We start from the raw sequence: 19,920 nt of genomic DNA, 5'->3' as shown, positions 1-19,920 counted from the left end.
TTCTTTTGTTTCTATAGATTTCGAATTGCTTCTTTAAACTGATTTCCCCGGTCTTCATAATTTTTAAAAAGATCAAAAGAAGCACATGCCGGAGACAGCAACACCGTATCACCTCTTTCAGCAACTTCACTACTGATCTTCACAGCATCATGCATCGATGTAGTTTCTACAACAAAATCGACTACACTTCCAAAAGTCTCAATGATCTTGGCATTATCAAGTCCTAAACAAACAATAGCCTTTACTTTTTCTCTTACCAACGGCATCAAAGGCAAGTAGTCGTTCCCTTTGTCTTGCCCCCCAACAACCCATATGGTAGGTGTATTCATGCTGTCTAATGCATAAAAAGTCGCATTGACATTGGTCGCTTTGGAATCGTTGATATATTCAACATTTTGAATTTTCAACACCTTTTCCAATCGGTGTTCTGCACCTTGAAAATTCTCCAAACTTTCCCTGATGGTCGCTTTTCTTATTTTAAGTAATTGCGCCGTCGTTGAAGCCGCCATTGCGTTCTTCAAGTTGTGCTTTCCTTCTAATGTTAAAGTATCTGTCGACATTTCTATTTGCTGTTTATCTATGTTAATTATAATCTTGCCTTTTTCTATATATGCACCGTTTTCAATCTTTTTATTAAGAGAAAACGGCAATAATCTTGATTTCACGGGATGCTCTTCCAACCATTTTGTGATCACCTCGTCATCGGCGTCATAAATAAGGTAATCGGCTTCCGTTTGGTTCATTGCTATCCTGAATTTGGAGGCGATATAATGTTCAAATTGGTAATCATATCGATCCAAATGATCGGGCGTAATATTGGTGATCACTGCAATGTGGGGTTTGAACGTTTCAATACCATCCAACTGAAAACTACTGATCTCAAGCACATAAAAATCCTTATCCTCTTCTGCCACCATTTGTGCAAAGCTGTCGCCTATATTTCCTGCCATTCCTACATTCAATCCGCCTTGCTTCAAAATATGGTGGGTCAACATGGTGGTTGTGGTTTTTCCGTTACTTCCTGTAATCCCCACGATGGTTGCATCGGTATAAAGTGATGCAAATTCAATTTCAGAAATAACCCTCACGCCTTTTTCCCTGAGTTTTTTCACCAAGGGAACACTATCGGGTATTCCGGGGCTTTTCATCACCAGATCTGCATTCAGAATTTTATCTTCTGTATGCATTTCTTCTTCCCAATCAATCTCAAAATTTTTAAGAACGTCCTTATACTTTTCTTTTATTTTTCCTTTATCTGAAAGGAAAACTTCAAACCCTTTTTTCTTCCCCAGTACGGCTGTTCCTATGCCGCTTTCTCCGCCGCCTAAAACTATCAAGCGCATCATCTCACTTTTAAGGTTACAATGGTAACTACCGCCAAGAGGATTCCGATAATCCAAAAACGGGTTACTATTTTACTTTCGTGATATCCTTTCTTCTGATAATGGTGATGCAGGGGCGACATCAGGAAAATTCTTCTTCCTTCGCCAAATTTCTTTTTGGTGTATTTGAAATAGCCCACTTGTAAAACCACAGATAGGTTTTCAGCCAGAAATATTCCGCAGAGAATAGGAATCAACCATTCTTTTCTGATGGCAATGGCTATAACCGCAATAATCCCGCCTATAGTCAAACTTCCCGTATCTCCCATAAATACTTGTGCCGGAAAGGTATTATACCACAGAAATCCGACCAATGCTCCCACAAAAGCGGCAATATAAATCGTAATTTCACCAGCTCTTGGGATATACATAATGTTTAAATAGTCTGAAAAGATAATGTTACCCGAAACCCATGCAAAAATCCCCAGCGTGAGCACGATAATCGCCGATGTTCCTCCTGCCAATCCGTCGATTCCATCAGTGAGATTGGCTCCGTTTGATACTGCGGCGATGATAAAAATCACGATCGGAATAAAGATCAACCAAGCATAGTCCTTATAATCATCTCCCATCCATGCCAGCAACTCGGAATAATCAAATTCATTATCCTTGACAAACGGGATGGTGGTTTTGGTTGATTTTTGTTCTTCGCCATAGGTGGCTTGTGCTGCTGCAATGTTTGTGTTTTCTGTGATCACCTCAATATCAGGCGATTTCAACTCTTCTTTTATGGTTACTTCCGGATGGAAATACAAGGTTACTCCCACAATAATCCCGATACCGATTTGTCCCAGAATCTTAAATCTTCCTTTTAAACCCTCCTTGTCTTTTTTAAATATCTTGATGTAATCGTCTACAAATCCAATGAGTCCCATCCAAATGGTGGTAATGATCAACACAATGATGTAGATATTGTCCAGCTTGGCAAAGAGCAATACAGGAATCAAAGTAGACATGATAATAATGATCCCTCCCATGGTTGGGGTACCTGCTTTTTGAGCCTGACCTTCGAGCCCTAATTCCCTTACACTTTCCCCTATTTGTTTTCTTCTCAAGAAATTGATGATCCTTTTACCATAGATCGTCGAAATCAACAGTGACAGAAGAACAGCAGCAGAAGCCCTGAACGTGATAAACTGAAACAGTCCCGCTCCCGGCAGATCATAATTCTTATCTAAAAATTCAAACAAATAGTATAACATATCAAGTTTTTATTGATCCGCCCGAGGCGGCATCATTTTTTAATATGTGTTAATAATTCTTTTACAATCTTCATATCGTCAAAATCCTTTCGAACTCCGTTTACCTCCTGATAGGTTTCATGCCCTTTTCCGGCAATCAGGATAATATCGTTGGTCTGCGCAAACTGGCAGGCGGTCTTTATGGCTTGTTTTCTATTTGTGATAGAAACTGTCTTTTTAAAATTCTGAGGTTCTACACCCTGCTCCATTTCTTCGATGATCTTCTCGGGATCTTCCGTCCTCGGATTATCTGAAGTAAAAATGGCCTTTGTACTCAAGGTCGAAGCGATATTCCCCATCACCGGACGCTTTGTCTTGTCGCGATCACCACCACAACCCACTACTGTGATCAAACTTTCATTTCCGGTGCGGATGGCATTGATGGTCTCCAAAACATTTTTCAACGCATCAGGCGTATGTGCATAATCCACAATGGCAGTTATCTTGTTTTCTGAAATAAAATATTGAAACCGTCCACCCACACTTTCCAACTCACTTATATATTGAAGTGTTTCCAGGGTTTTGAGCTCAAAAAGATCTGCCACTGCATAGATTGCCAACAAATTGTAGGCATTAAAACTTCCGATTAATTTCGACCAAACTTCATTTTCATCAATTTTCAGCAACAACCCTGTAAACTCATTCTCCAAAATCTGCGCTTTATAATCCGCATACGATTTCAAGGCATAGGTTATTTTTTTAGCCTTGGTGTTTTGTAACATAACCAGGCCATTCTTATCATCAATATTCACTAATGCGAATGCCGAACCCGATAATTCATCAAAAAATCTTTTCTTGGTATCCCTGTATTCAGCAAAAGTGTTGTGATAGTCTAAATGATCATGTGTCAAGTTGGTAAAAACCCCCCCCGAAAAATGCAATCCGGCTGTACGTTCCTGATGAATTCCATGCGAACTCACCTCCATAAAGCAATATTCGACACCGGTATCGTTCATCAGGCTTAAATAATTGTTGATGGTGATAGAATCCGGCGTGGTGTGTGTGGCTTTATACTCCTTTCCGTCCACCAATACTTTTACTGTTGAAAGCAATCCTACTTTATATCCTGCTTTTTTAAACAATTCATAAAGCAAGGTCGCTACTGTGGTTTTACCGTTGGTTCCTGTTATTCCGACCAACTTTAGGTTCTGCGACGGGTTCTTATAAAAATTGGCCGCCATTATAGCCAAGGCCCTATGCGAATTTTCAACCTCAACATAGGTCACTCCATTGACCAATTGTTCCGGTAATTTTTCACAAATAACAGCTATGGCTCCCGCCTCTACAGCCTTGGTTATATAATCATGTCCGTCTGAAACAGTTCCATGTATTGCTACAAAAACATCGTCTAAAGACACTTTTCTCGAATCAAAATGAATATCATTAACGTGGGTTGCCGTATTCCCGACCACCGCATTGATATTCACCTTATACAATATGTCTTTCAACAACATCATGATAATTGTAATACAATTGTTTGATTCGACTTTATACTTTCTCCGCTTTTAACGGATTGGCTTTTTACTTTTCCGGCACCCTCGCCTTCAACTTTTACTCTCAACCCCATGTTCTCTAGAAGGGAAACTGCATCCATTCCACTCATTCCTTCTACATTTGGCATTTCCTTATACTGCTTTCTCAGCTTGGCATAATAGGCTTCGTAATCTTTTTCAACTTCATCTCGTTCTTTATCCAACTCCTCGATGGTATCTATCAAAGGTGAGTTGGTATATATTTTTTGTGCGATGCTTTTAAATACAGGTCCGGAAACATCGGCTCCGTAATACCCCACACTTTTATCCGGTTCGTGGATCACCACAATACATGAATATTTCGGATTGTCGGCAGGGAAATAACCTGCAAAACTCGAGATGTAGTTCAACTTGCTTTTATCCCTGTAATCTTTCTGACAAGTACCGGTTTTTCCAGCCATGGAAAAATTGGGCGAATACAGGCCGTGACCTGTTCCGTGTTCACTCTCCACCACATTTTCAAGCATTGCCTTTACTTTTCTAATGGTTTCCTTGGAACATATCGACGGATTGAGCACTTCTTTATCAAACTCATAAATAACCTTATCCCACTCCCTAACTTCTTTGATCAAACGCGGTTTTACCATTTCACCATCATTCGCTACCGCATTGTAAAAAGCAAGCGTTTGTAGAGGCGTAAAGGAAACCCCATAACCATAGGCCATCCACTGTAACGCAATACCACTCCACCTACTTTTATCATTAGGATGCGGAATAATAGGTGTTCCTTCCCCTTTAATTGGTAAACCCAGCTCTTCGTCAAGCCCCATATTGTAAAGACGGTTAACGAATTTTTCAGGTTGATTTCTATAATAGCCATCTATGATTTTCACCATCCCAACATTGGAAGATTTTTCCAGCACTTCAGAAACTGAAATTTTCCCGTAACCACCATGCTTTGAATCGCGTACTTTTTTCCCATAAAAAGAAATCACTCCTTTTTCAGTATCGATCACATCACTTGTGTCTACTGCATTATCTTCCAAAGCAGCGATCATAGACATCAACTTAAAGGTAGAACCCGGCTCATGCGATTCTCCAATCGCATAATTCAAGCGTTCGTAATATTTTCCACTTTTTGTCCTCCCAAGATTTGATATGGCCTTTATCTCTCCGGTTGCCACTTCCATCACCACCACTGAGCCGTGGTCGGCCTTATATTTCTCTAACTGACTCAACAAAGCATGATGTGCTATATCCTGAATATTCACATTGATGGTGGAAACCACATCATAACCGTCTTTAGGTTCAACCTCATTATAATCTGTAATGGGTTTCCACTGTCCTTTTGCGATTTTCTGTTTTAGCCTGTGGCCTTCTTTTCCTCTTAAATAATCCCCAAAAGCACCTTCCAATCCAACACGGGTGTAATACCCTTGGTCATCCACACGCTCGTAGCCCACACTGCGGTGTGCCATTCCTCCCAACGGATATTCACGTTTGGTTTCCTGCTCTACGATAATCCCCCCTTTATACGGACCTAAATTGAAAAGCGGAAAATTCTTTACCCTGATATAATCGGTATATCCGAGATCACGTGCAATCAGCAAATACCTGTTTTTATTGGTTCTGGAAATACGTAAAAGGTTTTGGTAATAAGAAGACGGTCTTCCAAGCACTTTCGACAAAGAATCTGATAAGGGTTTGATGTGCTCTTCAAAAACTTTGTGTTGCGGTGTCACCGCATCAAAACGAATATCGTATTTGGTCACCGAAGTTGCCAACAGACTCCCGTTATCAGAATACAGATTCCCCCTTTTGGGTTCGATTGTGAAGTTTTTAATGGTACGTTGTTCTGCCAGATCCCTATATTTTTCTCCATCTGCCACTTGAATGGTAATCAGTTTTACCACCACAGCCAAAGCGAAGAAAAACATACATCCGGCTACAAAATACAATCGGCTTAATATGTTTTTATCGGTAATTGGCATTTTCTATTTTTTATCGGCTACCATTATTTTTTTCGGCGGAACCAACGAAGGTTTTAAACCCGATGCTGATACTCTCGCCCCTACATTTGATTCTAATTTTACTTGCTGTACTTTGGTTCTGACATCTACAAACTCACTTCTGAGCTCCAGCACCTCATCATTCAATTTTGCCAGTTCATGCACTTTCTTGTCGGCCCGGTGTGCACTGGATATCATAACCACAGCCAACACAGACACAAAAAGCATAAAGCGCCAATTCTTAACAGAATCTTCGCTTACCAAAAATTTTCCTTTCAATAAATCCAATATCCCTTTCTTCATATCGCTGCTTTTTCTTTTCTACAATCTTTCTGCAATCCTCAGTTTTGCACTTCGTGCCCTGTTGTTTTCTTTTATTTCTTCTTGGTTTGGCGTTATCAGTTTCCCTACTTTTTTAAAAGGAACATCTATATTCCCGTAAAAATCCTTTTCAGGCTCCCCTTCGAATTCCCCACTCCTTATAAATCGTTTTACCAACCGATCTTCCAGTGAATGGTAGCTTATCAAACTCAGCCGACCTCCTTTTTTCAACATTTCCGGTGTTTGCAATAAAAACTCTTTCAACGCCTCCACCTCTTGATTTACCTCGATCCGTATCGCTTGATAAATTTGCGCCAGAATCTTATGTTCTTTGTGTTTTGGCAAAAATCTACGCAACACACTTTTCAACTCTTCTGATGTTTTTATTGGCTGCTCCGTTCTTTTCTCAGCTATGGTTTTGGCAATTGCCCCGGCATTTCTCAACTCTCCATACAAACCCAACACGCTTCTCAGATCAGCTTCTTCATAATCATTGACCACTTCTAAAGCTGAGATTGGGTTCTTTTTACTCATCCTCATATCGAGCCCAGCATCAAACCGTGTTGAAAAGCCCCGTTCTGCTACATCAAACTGATGTGAAGAAACCCCGAAGTCACCTAAAATTCCATCGACCTCTGTGACCTTATAAAACTTCAAAAAACGCTTCAAGAACCTGAAATTCTGTCCGATCAATACAAACCGCTCATCATCTATCGCGTTCTCCGCCGCATCTTCATCCTGATCAAAAGCGAACAGTCTTCCATGTTCTCCAAGTCTTTTCAAAATCTCCCTGGAGTGTCCGCCACCCCCAAAAGTGACATCCACATACACCCCATCTTCTTTTATATTCAAACCATCGACCGTCTCTTTCAGTAATACCGGATTATGATACTCCATCTTCATTTTCATTTACATCAAATCCGCCCATTACATCCTCCGCCAAATCGGAGAAAGAATCTGCTCCCGCATCAAGCACATCATAATATTGTTGCTTATCCCAAATCTCAATTCTGTCTATCGATTCAGAGAGCACTACTCCTTTTTCAATACCAGCATAGACCATCAAGTTCTTCGGAATAGAAAGCCTTCCACTCCCATCGATCTCAACCACTCTCACCCCAGCAGTAAACTGACGTATGAAATCGTTGTTTTTCTTGATAAAGCGATTTAATTTTCCAACCTGCTTCATTTCCTTTTCCCAAGCTGCCATGGTGTACACCTCAAGACATTTTTGAAAAATAGAGCGTTTTAACACCAATCCATCTTGAAGAATGGGCGCTAATTTGGCACGCAAAGAAGACGGCACCATGATGCGCCCTTTGCTATCTGCCTTACACTCATATTCTTCTGAAAAATGGATCACTAACGGCTTTGTTTTAATGTTAACTTTCCAAATATAGAGAATTATTTACCACTTTTTACCACTTTTTGTCACTTTTTACCACTTTGTTGATAAATTCCATGGTTTTATAGATAAACTGCCGTAAATCCAATAGTTATAAAATTGTTAATAACCCTTTTCACTATGCTCAAATGGTAAAAAATCATACTTTTACGATTTTCAACGAAGTATGTTTTTCAGGCAACAATCAACTGTTTCGGGGCATCCCAATAGTTATCGGGACAAGAGGTAATCAAACAAATTTACTTTGGCTCATATCAACATGACCCCGACGGTTCGGGGGGAGAAAACTTGCCTGGTGCCTGCCAGCCAGCAAAGACAGGGCTGTCAGGTTAAACCTACTTAGTGAGATTGAAATAGTTTATTATAAGTTCGAAATACCTATATTTGTTTCGAAGAAATGTAACTAACCCTTAATGATACACGATTTAAAGAAGGAAGGTAAATACACTTATCTGGAGGTTGGAGAGGGAACCCCCATTATTGTATTGCACGGCTTAATGGGTGGATTGAGCAATTTTGATGCTGTTGCCGATCATTTTTCGGCTAACGGGTATAAGGTATTGATCCCGGAATTGCCTATTTACAGCATGCCTCTACTTAAAACTAATGTTAAGAATTTCGCTAATTTTTTAGAGGAATTTATTGAATATAAAAACCTACATCAGGTTATTCTCCTCGGGAATTCCCTTGGAGGTCATATCGGACTTCTACATACAAAGCTTTTTCCACAGAAGGTAAAAGCGCTTGTTATCACCGGAAGCTCTGGCTTGTATGAAAACGCCATGGGAGATGGCTACCCCAAAAAAGGCGATTATGAATTTATCAAGAAAAAAAGTGAGGATGTTTTTTACGATCCTGCTGTAGCTACCAAAGAGATTGTCGATGAAGTTTTTGAAACCGTAAACGACAGGAAAAAATTGGTCAAAACACTTGCCATTGCCAAAAGTGCCATTAGACACAACATGGCCAAGGATCTGCCACATATGCATACTCCGACATGTATTATATGGGGGGAAAACGACAACGTAACCCCACCGAGTGTTGCTGAAGAATTTCACGAACTCCTACCCGATTCCGATCTTTATTGGATTGATAAATGCGGACATGCACCAATGATGGAACATCCAAACGATTTCAATACAATCCTCAATGGTTGGTTGAAGGAAAGAAAATTTTAAAAAAACGACCTATGCAGATCAAGTCCGCTACTTTTGTCATAAGTAATTCGGATGTAAAAAAGTGTCCCAATGAGCCTATTCCCGAATATGCTTTTATTGGCAGGTCGAATGTTGGAAAATCTTCGCTCATTAATATGCTTACCGAGCGGAAGCACTTAGCAAAAACGTCGGGGAAACCCGGAAAAACACAGCTTATCAATCATTTTAAGATCAATGAGCGTTGGTATCTAGTCGATTTACCGGGCTATGGCTATGCGAAGGTTTCTAAAAAACTAAAAAATACATTTCAGAAATTTATCACTCAATATTTTGAACACCGTCAGCAGTTGGTTTCAGCATTTGTACTAATCGACATCCGTCACGAACCTCAAAAAATTGATATGGAATTCATGCAGTGGTTGGGAGAAAATCAAATTCCGTTTTCCATTATTTTTACCAAAGTTGATAAATTGAAACCAAAGGCTATCGAACGTCAGGTTCAGCAATATTTAGAAGTAATGACTGCAGAAATTTGGGAAGAAGCGCCTAATTGTTTTGTCACCTCCTCATCTACCGGGTTGGGACGTGAAGAAGTACTAAATTATATCGATCAGATCAATCAAGAAATAAAATAAGCTGTCGATAAAAATCAGTGTGCGTCTACCACTGCTCGATTTACCAATCGGTCTATATCCTTAAATTTAATATTTCCTTCAGCACTGATAATCACAAAATCATCACTTCCACCAACTTTAAAAATAAGCTCACGAACCTTATTTCTCTTTTTGTAAAAATACAGATTTATGGTTTCCCCTTTATCGTTAATGTAAAAAAGCGACTCATAGCCTTTTCTTTTGACAAACCGTTTAAAATCCGCATCCAGTTCAGCTGCATTTTCTTCATTTCCGACCAAAATCCTGTATTTGGAAATTCCTCCTACAACTTGTTTCAGCTCTTTCATATCTTCTTTATCAACAAAAAAACTAGCCAAAAAATTGGAAGCACTTAAAGAAAAAGCAATTGCTTCTTTATTTTCTTTTCTAAAAGAATCATAGGGCGTAGAAGCACCACAGGACACTAGAAAAATACAGGCAAACGCAAGGAAAGTTAATTTTTTCATCACAAAAATGTTACGGGTTACAATTTTATGACGAATGTGTCGGCGTTTTGTTACACAGCCTTAAAAATCAATATTATTTCTTCAACTCCAGCTTTTCAGCAAAATAATCACAAAAATCCCTCATCGTAGCCGTCATTTTTTCATCCTGTGTCGCTCTATAGTAGGTATCACTCAACGACACCAGAGTTTGATGAAGAAAGACTTTCATTTCATCGACCGGCATATCTTTAGTCCAAAGATCGATTTTCAGGGTTTCCTGCTGCTTGCTATCCCAAACTGAAAGTAGAAACGCTTTAGCAGCTTCATTTTCCACACCTCCATCTTGGGCTGTCCAATGCAGTTTTTCAGGGATTTTATTTTCGTCGAGTTCAACAGAAAGTTTTATATCAGATTTATGTGTTTTAGCCATTATTTTTCTGGTTTGTATTTCGAATTATTAAAAATTTCTTCAGCCGGGGTATTCAACATTTGCTGCAAAGATACTTCATTATTTTCCATATATGCATTCACGATCTGCCAACCTATAAATTGTCCCAATCGCCCCGGTGATTCATTGTCGAGCTGTAAATAAAACTTGGAAAATGGCGCCGGATGAATAAAGCGTTCCGACAGTTTGGAATCGGTAGAAAAGAGCAATTCCCGCTCTACAAAATACCGCCATATGTAGTTTTCGTTGGTCAAGACCCATTGATATTCCCCTTCCGTATAGCCTATTTTATTTTCATTAGGTAAATGAGGGACAAACAAATCGACCACATAATATAACTTACCGTAATATATCATCTGGGCGAGAAAAGTTCGACTCCCCGGTGGGCGCACTTTACTTTTGGCTATAGTCTTCGATATATCAACAGGGATTTGATCTGCGATAAAATTTTTCTTGATATAGTTTTGTATCCCGTCATAGAATCGGTGTTCGGCTCCTAAATAATTATCCAAGCCCAACAACAGCAAATTGTCTGCATAAATAACCCTATTCTTATAATCTACATCAGAAATAACGGTAACAATCTTAGGCGGATCAAAATCGGGGAAGTAATATTTTATATGCTGAAAAACAGACTTGTATTCACTTTTATCATCTTCAAAACCGGAAAATACCTTGTTGATTTCCGTAGATATTTCCTGCTGAAGTGTATCCTTCATTCGGTTGACCCACACACTGTCAGGATACTGTTCAGGAAACAAATAGGGATATGTGTTTTTTAATTCCGGGAGATTTGATGGCGTTGCCCTGGCAAATGCCTCATCAAATCTGTCTATCTGCACATCGACATCAATTTTTGCGATTTCGCTCTCCACTCTGCCTTTTCCAGTACATGCCATTAGCAAAACTGCAATAAATAAGCCCAAAATTTTCCTCATATACATAAATTTAAAACCTTTGATATTTTCGCTTTTTATAAATTTCAAAATCTGTTATATTTCCCCTGAAATAAATAATTTGAACATAAGAAACCCAGCATAATTTTTTTATTGCATTTATGTATATTTACAACGACTGAATTATGCCGAATTGCTTGCAAAGTTAATCGAATCTGAAAATTATAAACGATTATATTGTCATTTCTGAATTTGAAACCGTAAGCCTTCAAAAAGCAACTTCATATTCAGAAACCTAAAAAAACGAATACATGAAAACAGAACAGGTTATAGATCACATTGTAGATTGGTTAAAAAGTTATGCTGAAAAAGCTAATATGAATGGATTTATCATAGGGGTTTCCGGTGGAATCGACTCGGCGGTCACTTCTACCCTATGCGCCAAAACGGGCTTGGACTTGTTATGTTTAAAAATGCCTATTCATCAGGCAGAAAATCAAGTCAGCAGAGCCAATAATCACATCCAGTGGTTACAAAATAATTTCCCAAACGTTTCCACTACACAAGTAAACCTCACTCCTGTTTTCGATAGTTTGGTCGAGGCTTTTCCTGCGGTTGACAACGAAGAGGATCGATTTATGGCACTTGCCAATACCAGGGCAAGACTCAGGATGACCTCACTATATTACTTTGCGGCTCTTCACAAGTATTTGGTAGCCGGAACAGGTAATAAAGTTGAAGATTTTGGTGTTGGTTTCTACACCAAATACGGTGATGGTGGTGTAGACCTGAGCCCCATTGCTGATCTCTTAAAAACAGAAATCTACGAAATAGCCCGCATATTGGATGTAAACGAAGAAATTCAAAAAGCAGCACCTACAGATGGACTTTGGGGTGATAACCGAACCGATGAAGACCAAATTGGGGCTTCTTATCCGGAACTGGAGTGGGCTATGAAAATGGCCGATGAAGACAAAAAATCCTCTGATTTTGAGGGTCGTAAAAAGGAAGTATTCGACATTTACACAAGATTCAACAACAACAATAAGCATAAAATGATCCCTATTCCAGTATGTGAAATCCCCGTTCACATGAAATAATGAACAGATACTCGAAAGTTCGTACTTAATTTTTGGTTAATCGCTATTTTTATATACATTTAGCCAGTTAACCCTAAAAGACATACTTACCAAACTCAAGAGGGCATTTTACATGCCAGCCCCTGTTATGGCTTACTCATAATTAATTTTAAAACAGTCATTATGGTTAAAGTTCTTGTGGCTGACAACCACCCAATAGTAAGAATAGGTCTTGAAACAACTCTAAACGAAAGTAATGAAGTTGAGGTAATCGCTAGTGTAAGCACAACGTCTGAATTGTTTTCCATACTCTCTATAAAACAGCCTGATATCATCCTGCTTGAAATGGATATACCAGAGGTGAATGGTATCACTGCATTAAGAAAGTTGAAAAAAGATTTTCCAAACAGCAATGTGTTGATTTTTAGCGCACAGGCTGAAGATGTTTATGCACTTAGCACTTTACGTGCAGGTGCTTCTGGCTATGTTTCTAAAACAGCATCGATAGACACATTATTGAGCGCTATCAAAAAAGTAGCCGGTGGCGGAATGTTCATCACCAACGAACTGGCACAACGCCTTGCTTTTGATGAAAGCACCAACAAACCCAGAAAATTATTCAGGAAATTATCGACTCGGGAAGTGGAAGTACTCAAGCTCTTGTCACTTGGAAAACGCAACAAACAAGTTGCAGAAGAACTTGGACTTAATGAGAAAACTGTAAGCACATACAAAGCGCGTTTGATGCGAAAACTGAATGTTGATAATATGGTTGATATGCTGCAACAAGCAAAAGCCCTTGAGCTATACTAATATCTCCCTCCACCACACATCCAAAGAAAGACCTAATTGTAAAAGGTAGTATTGGTGACCAATCCAAATTTGTAGGATAGCACTTTCCTTAATTCCCAGTAATTTTTTACTTCCTCAAGTTGATCTGCTCCGGCATTGTTATTTACACCAATCGCTTCTTGAATATCATCCACCAACATATTTAGTAATTTCAGTCGTAGCATAGAGATGGTTTGAAAAACCCACAATCTGACAGACATATCTTTTTGTTTTACCAAAATGTCTTTGCTTTCCCAGTCTGATAATGCATATTTTTCCTCATTCATAAGGATATCGACAACAACGGCATTTTGTTCTTGTGTTAGTTTCTGAAGGAAATCATCCATTTTTAAAACACCCCCTACATTCAATATCTCGATCAAGATGCGATAAATATCCCTGAAATTCTCATTAGCAAATTCAGTTTCATCGGCCTGCAAATCCAAAAATATTTTTTCATAAACCTTCATCTCAACCTCGACTTCTTTTTCGACCATGTTGCCTTCTTCATCCTCTTCCAGCAAAACATCGTTAAAAGATTCTGTTTTGTCTCCGTGAAACAACAGGATAGCTATAATGGACTTTTCGAGTTCATCAAGCTGATTTACCTTTTCTGCAACAGTCTCCCCACTGTGTTTTACCACATTTAGCGCATTCTTTTTGCGTTCCTGTCGGTGTTTTTTATTGGCATCAGCAAGTTCTTTCTTCCCCATTTGTGCCAAGGTGTTATACAGAACCTCTTCAGAAATATCCATGATACGGGAACATTCCTGAATATACACCTCCCGCTGTATACGATCGGGAATTTTAAAGATGCTGTTGACCATCTCGCGAATGGTTTCTGCCTTTTTTATCGGATCGTTTTTAGCCTCATTGGCCAACAGCGACGCCTTGAAACTAATGAAATCCGTTGCATTTTCCTCCAAATACCCCACCAACTCCTCATGATCGTGTTCACGGGCAAAACTATCAGGGTCATGTCCCTCGGGGAAAGTGCAGACTTTAACGTTCATTCCTTGTTCAAGGATAAGGTCTACACCACGTAAAGAAGCCCTTAATCCGGCCGCATCACCATCAAAAAGAACTGTTATGTTTTTTGTAAGCCTGTTGACCAAACGGATCTGATCAGGTGTTAAGGCTGTTCCACTGGAAGCTACTACGTTTTCAATCCCAGTTTGATGAAACTGAATAACATCGGTATATCCTTCCACTAAATAACAATTATCCTGTTTGGCAATAGCCTGTTTTGCATGATAAATGCCGTAAAGCACCTTACTCTTGTGGTAAATATCACTTTCGGGGGAATTCAGGTATTTGGCTGCTTTTTTATACGAAGTCAATATACGTCCGCCAAAACCTAACACGCGTCCGCTCATGGAGTGAATGGGAAACATTACCCGTCCTTTAAAACGGTCGAACATTTTTTTATCGGCTCCCGGAGCACCTTCCTTGACAATGGTCAACCCTGTTTTTTCCAAAAACTCCAGTTGATAACCTTTTCCCAGCGCTTCCTTGGTAAAAACATCCCACTGGTCCAGGGAATACCCCAACTTAAATTTCTCGATGGTTTCCTTTGTAAAGCCTCTTTCCTTGAAATAAGTACCCCCAATGGCTTTTCCAGATTCTGTATTCAGTAAAGTATTGTGGAAATATCCCTGAGCATATTCAGAAACCAAAAACATGCTTTCGCGCTCACTGGCTTTTACTTTGTCTTCATCGGTCTGCTCGGTTTCCTCGACTTCAATATTGTATTTTTTAGCGAGGTATTTTATGGCTTCTGGATAGGTATAATGTTCGTGTTCCATTAAAAAAGCCACAACATTGCCTCCTTTTCCACTACTGAAATCTTTCCATATCTGTTTTACCGGGGACACCATAAAACTCGGTGTGCGCTCATCAGTAAACGGACTCAAACCTTTAAAATTAGAACCCGATTTTTTTAATTGCACAAAATCACCAATCACCTCTTCTACACGAGAAGCGTCAAACACTTTATCTATGGTTGATTTTGATATCAAAAGAGTACAGTTTTAGGTTATAAAAATACAGATTTGTTTTTTCTTCTCATGAAAGAGAAACCTATAAAATACAATGTGATTACTTTTTGCGTTCGATCACATAATCCACCATCAATTCCAAGGCTTCTTTATAGGGAGAATCGGGATATGTTTTTAAAATATCCAAAGCTTCTTGCTTAAAAGCCATCATTTTTTGGGTGGCATATTCCAATCCGCCGCTTTCTTTCACAAAAGCGATCACTTCTTTTACCCGCTTTTTGTTTTTATTGTGTGTTTTTACTGAATTGATCAACCAATCCCGTTCTTTCTTAGCCACTATGTTTAAAGTATAGATAAGCGGCAAGGTCATTTTTTGTTCTTTGATATCGATACCTGTCGGTTTTCCGATCGGACCATTAGTATAATCAAAAAGGTCATCTTTTATCTGAAAAGCCATTCCGATCAACTCTCCGAATTTCCGCATTTGCTCCACTTGTTCGGAGTCCGGATGAACAGAACAAGCACCAAGACTACAGCAAGCTGCAATCAAAGTGGCTGTTTTTTGACGAATGATCTCATAATATACCTCTTCAGTAATATCCAGCTTACGCGCTTTTTCAATTTGCAACAATTCTCCTTCACTCATTTCACGAACGGCTACGGATATGATTTTCAACAAATCGAAATCTTCATTGTCGATGGAAAGCAATAGACCTTTAGAAAGTAAATAATCACCGACCAAAACTGCAATTTTGTTTTTCCAAAGAGCATTGATGGAGAAAAAGCCCCTACGGCGATTACTGTCGTCAACAACATCATCATGCACCAAAGTAGCTGTATGAATCAGCTCGATAACACTGGCACCACGGTATGTACGTTCGTTTACTTTTCCTTCAGCCACCATTTTGGCTACCAAAAAAACAAACATGGGCCGCATTTGTTTCCCCTTTCGGTTAACAATGTAGTAGGTAATACGATTGAGTAAGGCTACTTTTGAAGACATGGACTCGTGGAACTTTTTCTCAAAAAGCTCCATTTCCAGGCGTATAGGTTCTTTGATTTGCTCTACTATCTTCATTGAAGGCGTAAAGATAGTATTTATCTGTTATTTGTGAATAGTAAATTCAGAATTGAGTAGAAAAGCACAGGTTGTTTATGGTTTATGCTGATTAGATTCCTGCCCTACCTACGGCAGGCAAGTTGCATAGGAATTATTTCTCTCACTGTGGAAGGAAACATTGATATTCCTGCTTTCGCAGGAGTTCAGGAATTTATGACTTGTTTGCTAATTGTCCGCAGGCGGCATCGATATCCTTCCCTCTGGAACGGCGCACAGTAACCGTAATACCATTTCTCTCCAAGAGCTCTTGATACATATCGATTGCTTTGCTATCGGCTTGTTTGAAGTGGTCATCACCTATGGGGTTGTATTCGATTATATTGACTTTGGAAGGTGCAAACCTGCAGAACTTCACCAAGGCTTCCACATCCTTCTGCTTATCATTAATCCCCCTCCACACTACATATTCATAGGTGATTCGGCTTTTGGTCTTGTTGTACCAATATTCCAAAGCTTCCCTAAGATCTTTCAGCGGAAAAGTAGCATTAAAAGGCATGATGGAAGTACGCACCTCATCAATAGCAGAGTGCAATGAAACCGCCAATTTGAATTTTACTTTACTGTCGGCCAGTTTTTTGATCATTTTCGGCACTCCGGAAGTAGACACTGTGATTCGTTTAGGAGACATCCCCAATCCGCCGGGAGGCGGAGAAGTGATTTTATCAATAGCAGCCAACACATTTTTGTAGTTCATCAATGGCTCGCCCATTCCCATAAAAACGATATTGGACAAAGGTTTGTCAAAATACAAACGGCTTTCGTTATCAATCGCTACCACTTGGTCATAGATCTCATCCGGATTTAAGTTTCGCATACGCTTTAACCTTGCTGTTGCGCAAAATTTGCAATCCAAACTACAGCCCACCTGACTGGAAACACAAGCAGTTGTTCGTGTGGGCGTGGGTATCAAAACCGATTCTACAATAAGGTCATCATGTAATCGTACGGCATTTTTTATCGTTCCATCGTTACTGCGCTGCATTTGATCGACCCTGATGTTGTTGATCACAAAATTATCCTCTAGCATTTGGCGGGTTTCTTTTGAGATATTGGTCATTTCATCAAAAGAATAGGTCGCTTTTCCCCACAACCATTCATACACCTGATTTCCACGAAAGGCTTTATCCCCTTGAGCGACGAAAAAGTCTCTAAGTTGTTCCTTGGTTAGTGCGCGAATGTCCTTTTTTGTTGTTTGCATGGGTGCAAAGATACGGTTTCTTCTAATTAAGAATTAAATACTTTAGCCTAAAAGAATCCTGCCCCCCAACCCCTCTGAGGGGAGACGATTACCTCGCCTCCCCTTTGAGATAATTGGTCTTGTACTAATTTAAAAACTTAGGTTTCACAACCAACATGACCCAAGCCCAATTTTGTGGATCGGCAGCGGCTTCTTCGGTTATTCCTTTCAACTCATACATACCATCAGTTGCAAACATTTGAGAATAGCCTAAGGCCAAACTATAATTTTTAAACTTCTTCTTATACACTACATCTACCTCTGTGCCTAAAGATTTTTTACCGCTTGACAGTTCTTGTTCTCCGCTAAAATTTAAAGCTTTTACAAGAAGATTTGACGTCTCATTTAATGTAATATTAGTACTTAGATGAACATCGAATAAGCCAATGCTGTTTGCATGGTTCCCCACATAAAAATAATCCATGAACCCATTGAATTTATGATTTGTTCCGTACAGAGGAAAAAAGGCCCCTGTTTTACCGGCATCGGCATCATTCCCGCTGATAATTTCCAGTCCACCGCCTAATGCTATTTTTTCTGAAGCTTTGTATGATACATCCAAGCTTAAAAGGTAGGCGCCTTCCACATCGATTTCCCCTTGTCTTTTTCCAGTCTGAATAAAAGCATTTGCAGCCATCCCCAAACGACCTGTTTTATAATTTAAATGTGTCCCCATAGTTTGTAAATTGCTAACGCCGTCTTCTTCTTGAAAACCATTATTCAAGAACAACAAACTGCCCGAAAAGTTTTCCCAAGCTTTTTTCAAGTATAGGTATTGCATGGTTTTATATGAAAAAAATCCAGTGGTATTATAAGTCGTTCCGCTATTGACAAAACCTGTCGGATGAGAATAATCTTGGTTGAATGCCAGCCCTAAATCCAACATGAATTTTTCTTTTTTATATCGAATCAATGCGGCATCATGATTTCGTCCTTGTTGAGCCCAGTTTAATCCGCCAAAAATACGTTGGTCATCATAAGAAATGACTTGACGCCCCAATTTAGTAGAAAACCCTTCTCCTAAGGTTATTTCTGCCCATGCTTGAAAGACGGCAAAAGAATTATTCTGATCATAAGGCAATATCTGTCTGTTTTCACCCCACACCATTACATCTTGCAGGCTCAGGTAAAATTTATAAGCCCCTATGTCATAGCCTGCATTTAAGCGTATTCGGGTTGACACACCAAAACCTGCATCGGTAGAATCAGCTATAATATTACCAAAACCATGGCGGTATTCTGTTCTTGGGCGAAATTCGCCATCTAAGGTAAATTGTGCTTGTGTTAATTGTAAACACCCTAATAATAAAAGGCATAGAACGGCATATTGTTTTTTCATTTTTTTCATTTTTCTGTTTTTTTAAGGTTGGATTAATTTGTTTTTGTAGTAATTAATGTTCTAAAAAGTCGATGAGATGTTTTCTGTATTTGTAGTAATTATCGTGTTCTAAAATTGCTTTTCGTGTTCTTGGGCGTTCAAAATCAATGTTAAGCGTATCTCCTATTTTGGCTTCAGGTCCGCTAGTCATCATCACTACCCTGTCGGCCAAAAAGATGGCTTCATCCACATCGTGGGTAATCATTACTGCCGTGATTTTTTCTTTGTTCCAAATTTCAATGAGAATGTCCTGAAGCTCACCTCTGGTTAATGAATCCAACATTCCAAAGGGTTCATCCAGCAATAATACTTTTGGTTTTATGGCAAAAGCCCTGGCAATCCCAACTCTTTGTTGCATCCCTTGGGAAAGCTCTGAAGCCTTTTTATGAAAAGCGCTTTCCAGTCCAACTTTTTGAAGATAGTATTTTGCAATATCCGTACGTTGCGTCTTGGTAGCATGCGGAAATACTTGATTTACACCCAATAATACATTTTGAAGCGAAGTCATCCAGGGCATTAAACTTGGGGATTGAAAAATAACACCTCTATCGGGTCCCGGACCCTTAATTTGCTTTCCTAATACAGATATATTTCCGCCGGAAATCGCATTAAGGCCTGCAATCATTGAGAGCATGGTTGTTTTACCACAACCCGAATGTCCAATAATAGTAACAAACTCGCCTTTCATTACTTGAAGGTTTAAATCTTTCAGTACAACATAATCCCCTTTAGGCGTAGGATATACCTTTTTAAGGTCAACTAAATCCAGCATAATCTTGGAGGGGTACACAATACCATTCTCGGCGCTGATACCTATATTGTTATTTATTGTTTTTGTATGCATTTGT

At 39.3% G+C, this 19,920-nt stretch carries 19 protein-coding genes; 4 read left to right on the top strand and 15 right to left on the bottom strand.

The window, feature by feature from the left end:
* Positions 1-11: 11 nt before the first annotated feature.
* The 7 genes from murD to mraZ are packed head-to-tail and all read right to left on the bottom strand — an operon-like array spanning position 12 to position 7,788.
* Positions 12-1,346: a UDP-N-acetylmuramoyl-L-alanine--D-glutamate ligase gene (gene murD, locus OOZ15_RS10885; protein WP_265956492.1), complete on the bottom strand. Its 1,335-nt coding sequence runs from the start codon at positions 1,344-1,346 to the stop codon at positions 12-14.
* The gene (mraY, locus tag OOZ15_RS10880) at positions 1,343-2,584 is read right to left on the bottom strand and encodes a phospho-N-acetylmuramoyl-pentapeptide-transferase (RefSeq protein WP_265956436.1); all 1,242 of its coding nucleotides are present in this window, start codon (positions 2,582-2,584) and stop codon (positions 1,343-1,345) included. Before mraY ends, murD begins: the two co-directional genes overlap by 4 nt.
* Positions 2,585-2,616: 32 nt before the next feature.
* On the bottom strand, positions 2,617-4,080 hold the full coding sequence (locus OOZ15_RS10875) for a UDP-N-acetylmuramoyl-L-alanyl-D-glutamate--2,6-diaminopimelate ligase (RefSeq protein ID WP_265956435.1): 1,464 nt from the start codon (positions 4,078-4,080) through the stop codon (positions 2,617-2,619).
* Positions 4,077-6,086: a penicillin-binding protein gene (locus tag OOZ15_RS10870; protein WP_265956434.1), complete on the bottom strand. Its 2,010-nt coding sequence runs from the start codon at positions 6,084-6,086 to the stop codon at positions 4,077-4,079. Before OOZ15_RS10870 ends, OOZ15_RS10875 begins: the two co-directional genes overlap by 4 nt.
* 3 nt (positions 6,087-6,089) lie before the next feature.
* Positions 6,090-6,407, bottom strand: a complete 318-nt coding sequence (locus tag OOZ15_RS10865) for an FtsL-like putative cell division protein (RefSeq protein WP_265956433.1) — start codon at positions 6,405-6,407, stop codon at positions 6,090-6,092.
* Positions 6,408-6,425: 18 nt separating this feature from the next.
* Positions 6,426-7,322: a 16S rRNA (cytosine(1402)-N(4))-methyltransferase RsmH gene (gene rsmH / locus OOZ15_RS10860; protein ID WP_265956432.1), complete on the bottom strand. Its 897-nt coding sequence runs from the start codon at positions 7,320-7,322 to the stop codon at positions 6,426-6,428.
* On the bottom strand, positions 7,309-7,788 hold the full coding sequence (gene mraZ / locus OOZ15_RS10855; RefSeq protein ID WP_265956431.1) for a division/cell wall cluster transcriptional repressor MraZ: 480 nt from the start codon (positions 7,786-7,788) through the stop codon (positions 7,309-7,311). Before mraZ ends, rsmH begins: the two co-directional genes overlap by 14 nt.
* 455 nt (positions 7,789-8,243) lie before the next feature.
* On the opposite strand from mraZ, the gene OOZ15_RS10850 reads away from it, so the two are divergent.
* Positions 8,244-9,008: an alpha/beta fold hydrolase gene (locus OOZ15_RS10850; RefSeq protein WP_265956430.1), complete on the top strand. Its 765-nt coding sequence runs from the start codon at positions 8,244-8,246 to the stop codon at positions 9,006-9,008.
* Positions 9,009-9,019: 11 nt separating this feature from the next.
* Complete coding sequence (yihA, locus tag OOZ15_RS10845; RefSeq protein WP_265956429.1) at positions 9,020-9,622, top strand: ribosome biogenesis GTP-binding protein YihA/YsxC; 603 nt, start codon at positions 9,020-9,022, stop codon at positions 9,620-9,622.
* A 14-nt stretch (positions 9,623-9,636) separates the two neighbouring features.
* On the opposite strand, the gene OOZ15_RS10840 is transcribed toward yihA, so the two are convergent.
* The 3 genes from OOZ15_RS10840 to gldB all read right to left on the bottom strand — a co-directional run bounded on the left by OOZ15_RS10840 (position 9,637) and on the right by gldB (position 11,472).
* Complete coding sequence (locus OOZ15_RS10840) at positions 9,637-10,107, bottom strand: DUF4252 domain-containing protein (RefSeq protein ID WP_265956428.1); 471 nt, start codon at positions 10,105-10,107, stop codon at positions 9,637-9,639.
* Between the two features lie 73 nt (positions 10,108-10,180).
* Entirely contained in the window at positions 10,181-10,516 is a 336-nt protein-coding gene (gene gldC, locus OOZ15_RS10835) for a gliding motility protein GldC (RefSeq protein WP_265956427.1), read from the bottom strand.
* Positions 10,516-11,472 carry a gliding motility lipoprotein GldB gene (gene gldB, locus OOZ15_RS10830; RefSeq protein ID WP_265956426.1) on the bottom strand — a complete coding sequence of 319 codons (957 nt, stop codon included), beginning with the start codon at positions 11,470-11,472 and terminating at the stop codon, positions 10,516-10,518. The genes gldC and gldB overlap by 1 nt, the downstream gene beginning before the upstream one ends.
* Positions 11,473-11,741: 269 nt before the next feature.
* Between gldB and nadE the strand changes: the two genes are divergently transcribed.
* Positions 11,742-12,530 carry an NAD(+) synthase gene (gene nadE / locus OOZ15_RS10825; RefSeq protein WP_265956425.1) on the top strand — a complete coding sequence of 263 codons (789 nt, stop codon included), beginning with the start codon at positions 11,742-11,744 and terminating at the stop codon, positions 12,528-12,530.
* A gap of 162 nt (positions 12,531-12,692) precedes the next feature.
* Positions 12,693-13,322 (top strand): response regulator, encoded by a 630-nt coding sequence (locus tag OOZ15_RS10820; RefSeq protein ID WP_265956424.1) that lies wholly within the window; start codon positions 12,693-12,695, stop codon positions 13,320-13,322.
* A 32-nt stretch (positions 13,323-13,354) separates the two neighbouring features.
* Here OOZ15_RS10820 and dnaG read toward each other — a convergent pair whose 3' ends face one another.
* From dnaG to OOZ15_RS10795, 5 genes are all read right to left on the bottom strand, one after another.
* Positions 13,355-15,358, bottom strand: a complete 2,004-nt coding sequence (gene dnaG / locus OOZ15_RS10815; protein ID WP_265956423.1) for a DNA primase — start codon at positions 15,356-15,358, stop codon at positions 13,355-13,357.
* Positions 15,359-15,437: 79 nt separating this feature from the next.
* On the bottom strand, positions 15,438-16,415 hold the full coding sequence (locus tag OOZ15_RS10810) for a polyprenyl synthetase family protein (RefSeq protein WP_265956422.1): 978 nt from the start codon (positions 16,413-16,415) through the stop codon (positions 15,438-15,440).
* Between the two features lie 193 nt (positions 16,416-16,608).
* A complete protein-coding gene (rlmN, locus tag OOZ15_RS10805; protein ID WP_265956421.1) occupies positions 16,609-17,655 on the bottom strand; it encodes a dual-specificity RNA methyltransferase RlmN in 1,047 nt (348 codons plus the stop codon).
* A 124-nt stretch (positions 17,656-17,779) separates the two neighbouring features.
* Complete coding sequence (locus tag OOZ15_RS10800; RefSeq protein WP_265956420.1) at positions 17,780-19,042, bottom strand: alginate export family protein; 1,263 nt, start codon at positions 19,040-19,042, stop codon at positions 17,780-17,782.
* A gap of 43 nt (positions 19,043-19,085) precedes the next feature.
* Positions 19,086-19,916 (bottom strand): ABC transporter ATP-binding protein, encoded by an 831-nt coding sequence (locus tag OOZ15_RS10795; protein ID WP_265956419.1) that lies wholly within the window; start codon positions 19,914-19,916, stop codon positions 19,086-19,088.
* Positions 19,917-19,920: the final 4 nt, after the last annotated feature.

It is taken from the genome of Galbibacter kalidii (assembly GCF_026241135.1).
Lineage (GTDB): Bacteria > Bacteroidota > Bacteroidia > Flavobacteriales > Flavobacteriaceae > Galbibacter.
Note: the sequence above shows the minus strand (reverse complement) of the source record. Positions and strands in the feature narration are given on the sequence as shown.

Bases quoted from the DNA above. Each gene is read 5' to 3' on its own strand.
- OOZ15_RS10810 (WP_265956422.1), bottom strand. From the start codon at position 16,415: ATGAAGATAGTAGAGCAAATCAAAGAACCTATACGCCTGGAAATGGAG.
- OOZ15_RS10820 (WP_265956424.1), top strand. From the start codon at position 12,693: ATGGTTAAAGTTCTTGTGGCTGACAACCACCCAATAGTAAGAATAGGT.
- rsmH (WP_265956432.1), bottom strand. From the start codon at position 7,322: ATGGAGTATCATAATCCGGTATTACTGAAAGAGACGGTCGATGGTTTG.
- gldB (WP_265956426.1), bottom strand. From the start codon at position 11,472: ATGAGGAAAATTTTGGGCTTATTTATTGCAGTTTTGCTAATGGCATGT.
- murD (WP_265956492.1), bottom strand. From the start codon at position 1,346: ATGATGCGCTTGATAGTTTTAGGCGGCGGAGAAAGCGGCATAGGAACA.
- OOZ15_RS10865 (WP_265956433.1), bottom strand. From the start codon at position 6,407: ATGAAGAAAGGGATATTGGATTTATTGAAAGGAAAATTTTTGGTAAGC.
- OOZ15_RS10875 (WP_265956435.1), bottom strand. From the start codon at position 4,080: ATGATGTTGTTGAAAGACATATTGTATAAGGTGAATATCAATGCGGTG.
- yihA (WP_265956429.1), top strand. From the start codon at position 9,020: ATGCAGATCAAGTCCGCTACTTTTGTCATAAGTAATTCGGATGTAAAA.
- OOZ15_RS10800 (WP_265956420.1), bottom strand. From the start codon at position 19,042: ATGAAAAAAATGAAAAAACAATATGCCGTTCTATGCCTTTTATTATTA.
- nadE (WP_265956425.1), top strand. From the start codon at position 11,742: ATGAAAACAGAACAGGTTATAGATCACATTGTAGATTGGTTAAAAAGT.
- OOZ15_RS10840 (WP_265956428.1), bottom strand. From the start codon at position 10,107: ATGAAAAAATTAACTTTCCTTGCGTTTGCCTGTATTTTTCTAGTGTCC.
- OOZ15_RS10795 (WP_265956419.1), bottom strand. From the start codon at position 19,916: ATGCATACAAAAACAATAAATAACAATATAGGTATCAGCGCCGAGAAT.
- rlmN (WP_265956421.1), bottom strand. From the start codon at position 17,655: ATGCAAACAACAAAAAAGGACATTCGCGCACTAACCAAGGAACAACTT.
- OOZ15_RS10870 (WP_265956434.1), bottom strand. From the start codon at position 6,086: ATGCCAATTACCGATAAAAACATATTAAGCCGATTGTATTTTGTAGCC.
- mraY (WP_265956436.1), bottom strand. From the start codon at position 2,584: ATGTTATACTATTTGTTTGAATTTTTAGATAAGAATTATGATCTGCCG.
- OOZ15_RS10850 (WP_265956430.1), top strand. From the start codon at position 8,244: ATGATACACGATTTAAAGAAGGAAGGTAAATACACTTATCTGGAGGTT.
- gldC (WP_265956427.1), bottom strand. From the start codon at position 10,516: ATGGCTAAAACACATAAATCTGATATAAAACTTTCTGTTGAACTCGAC.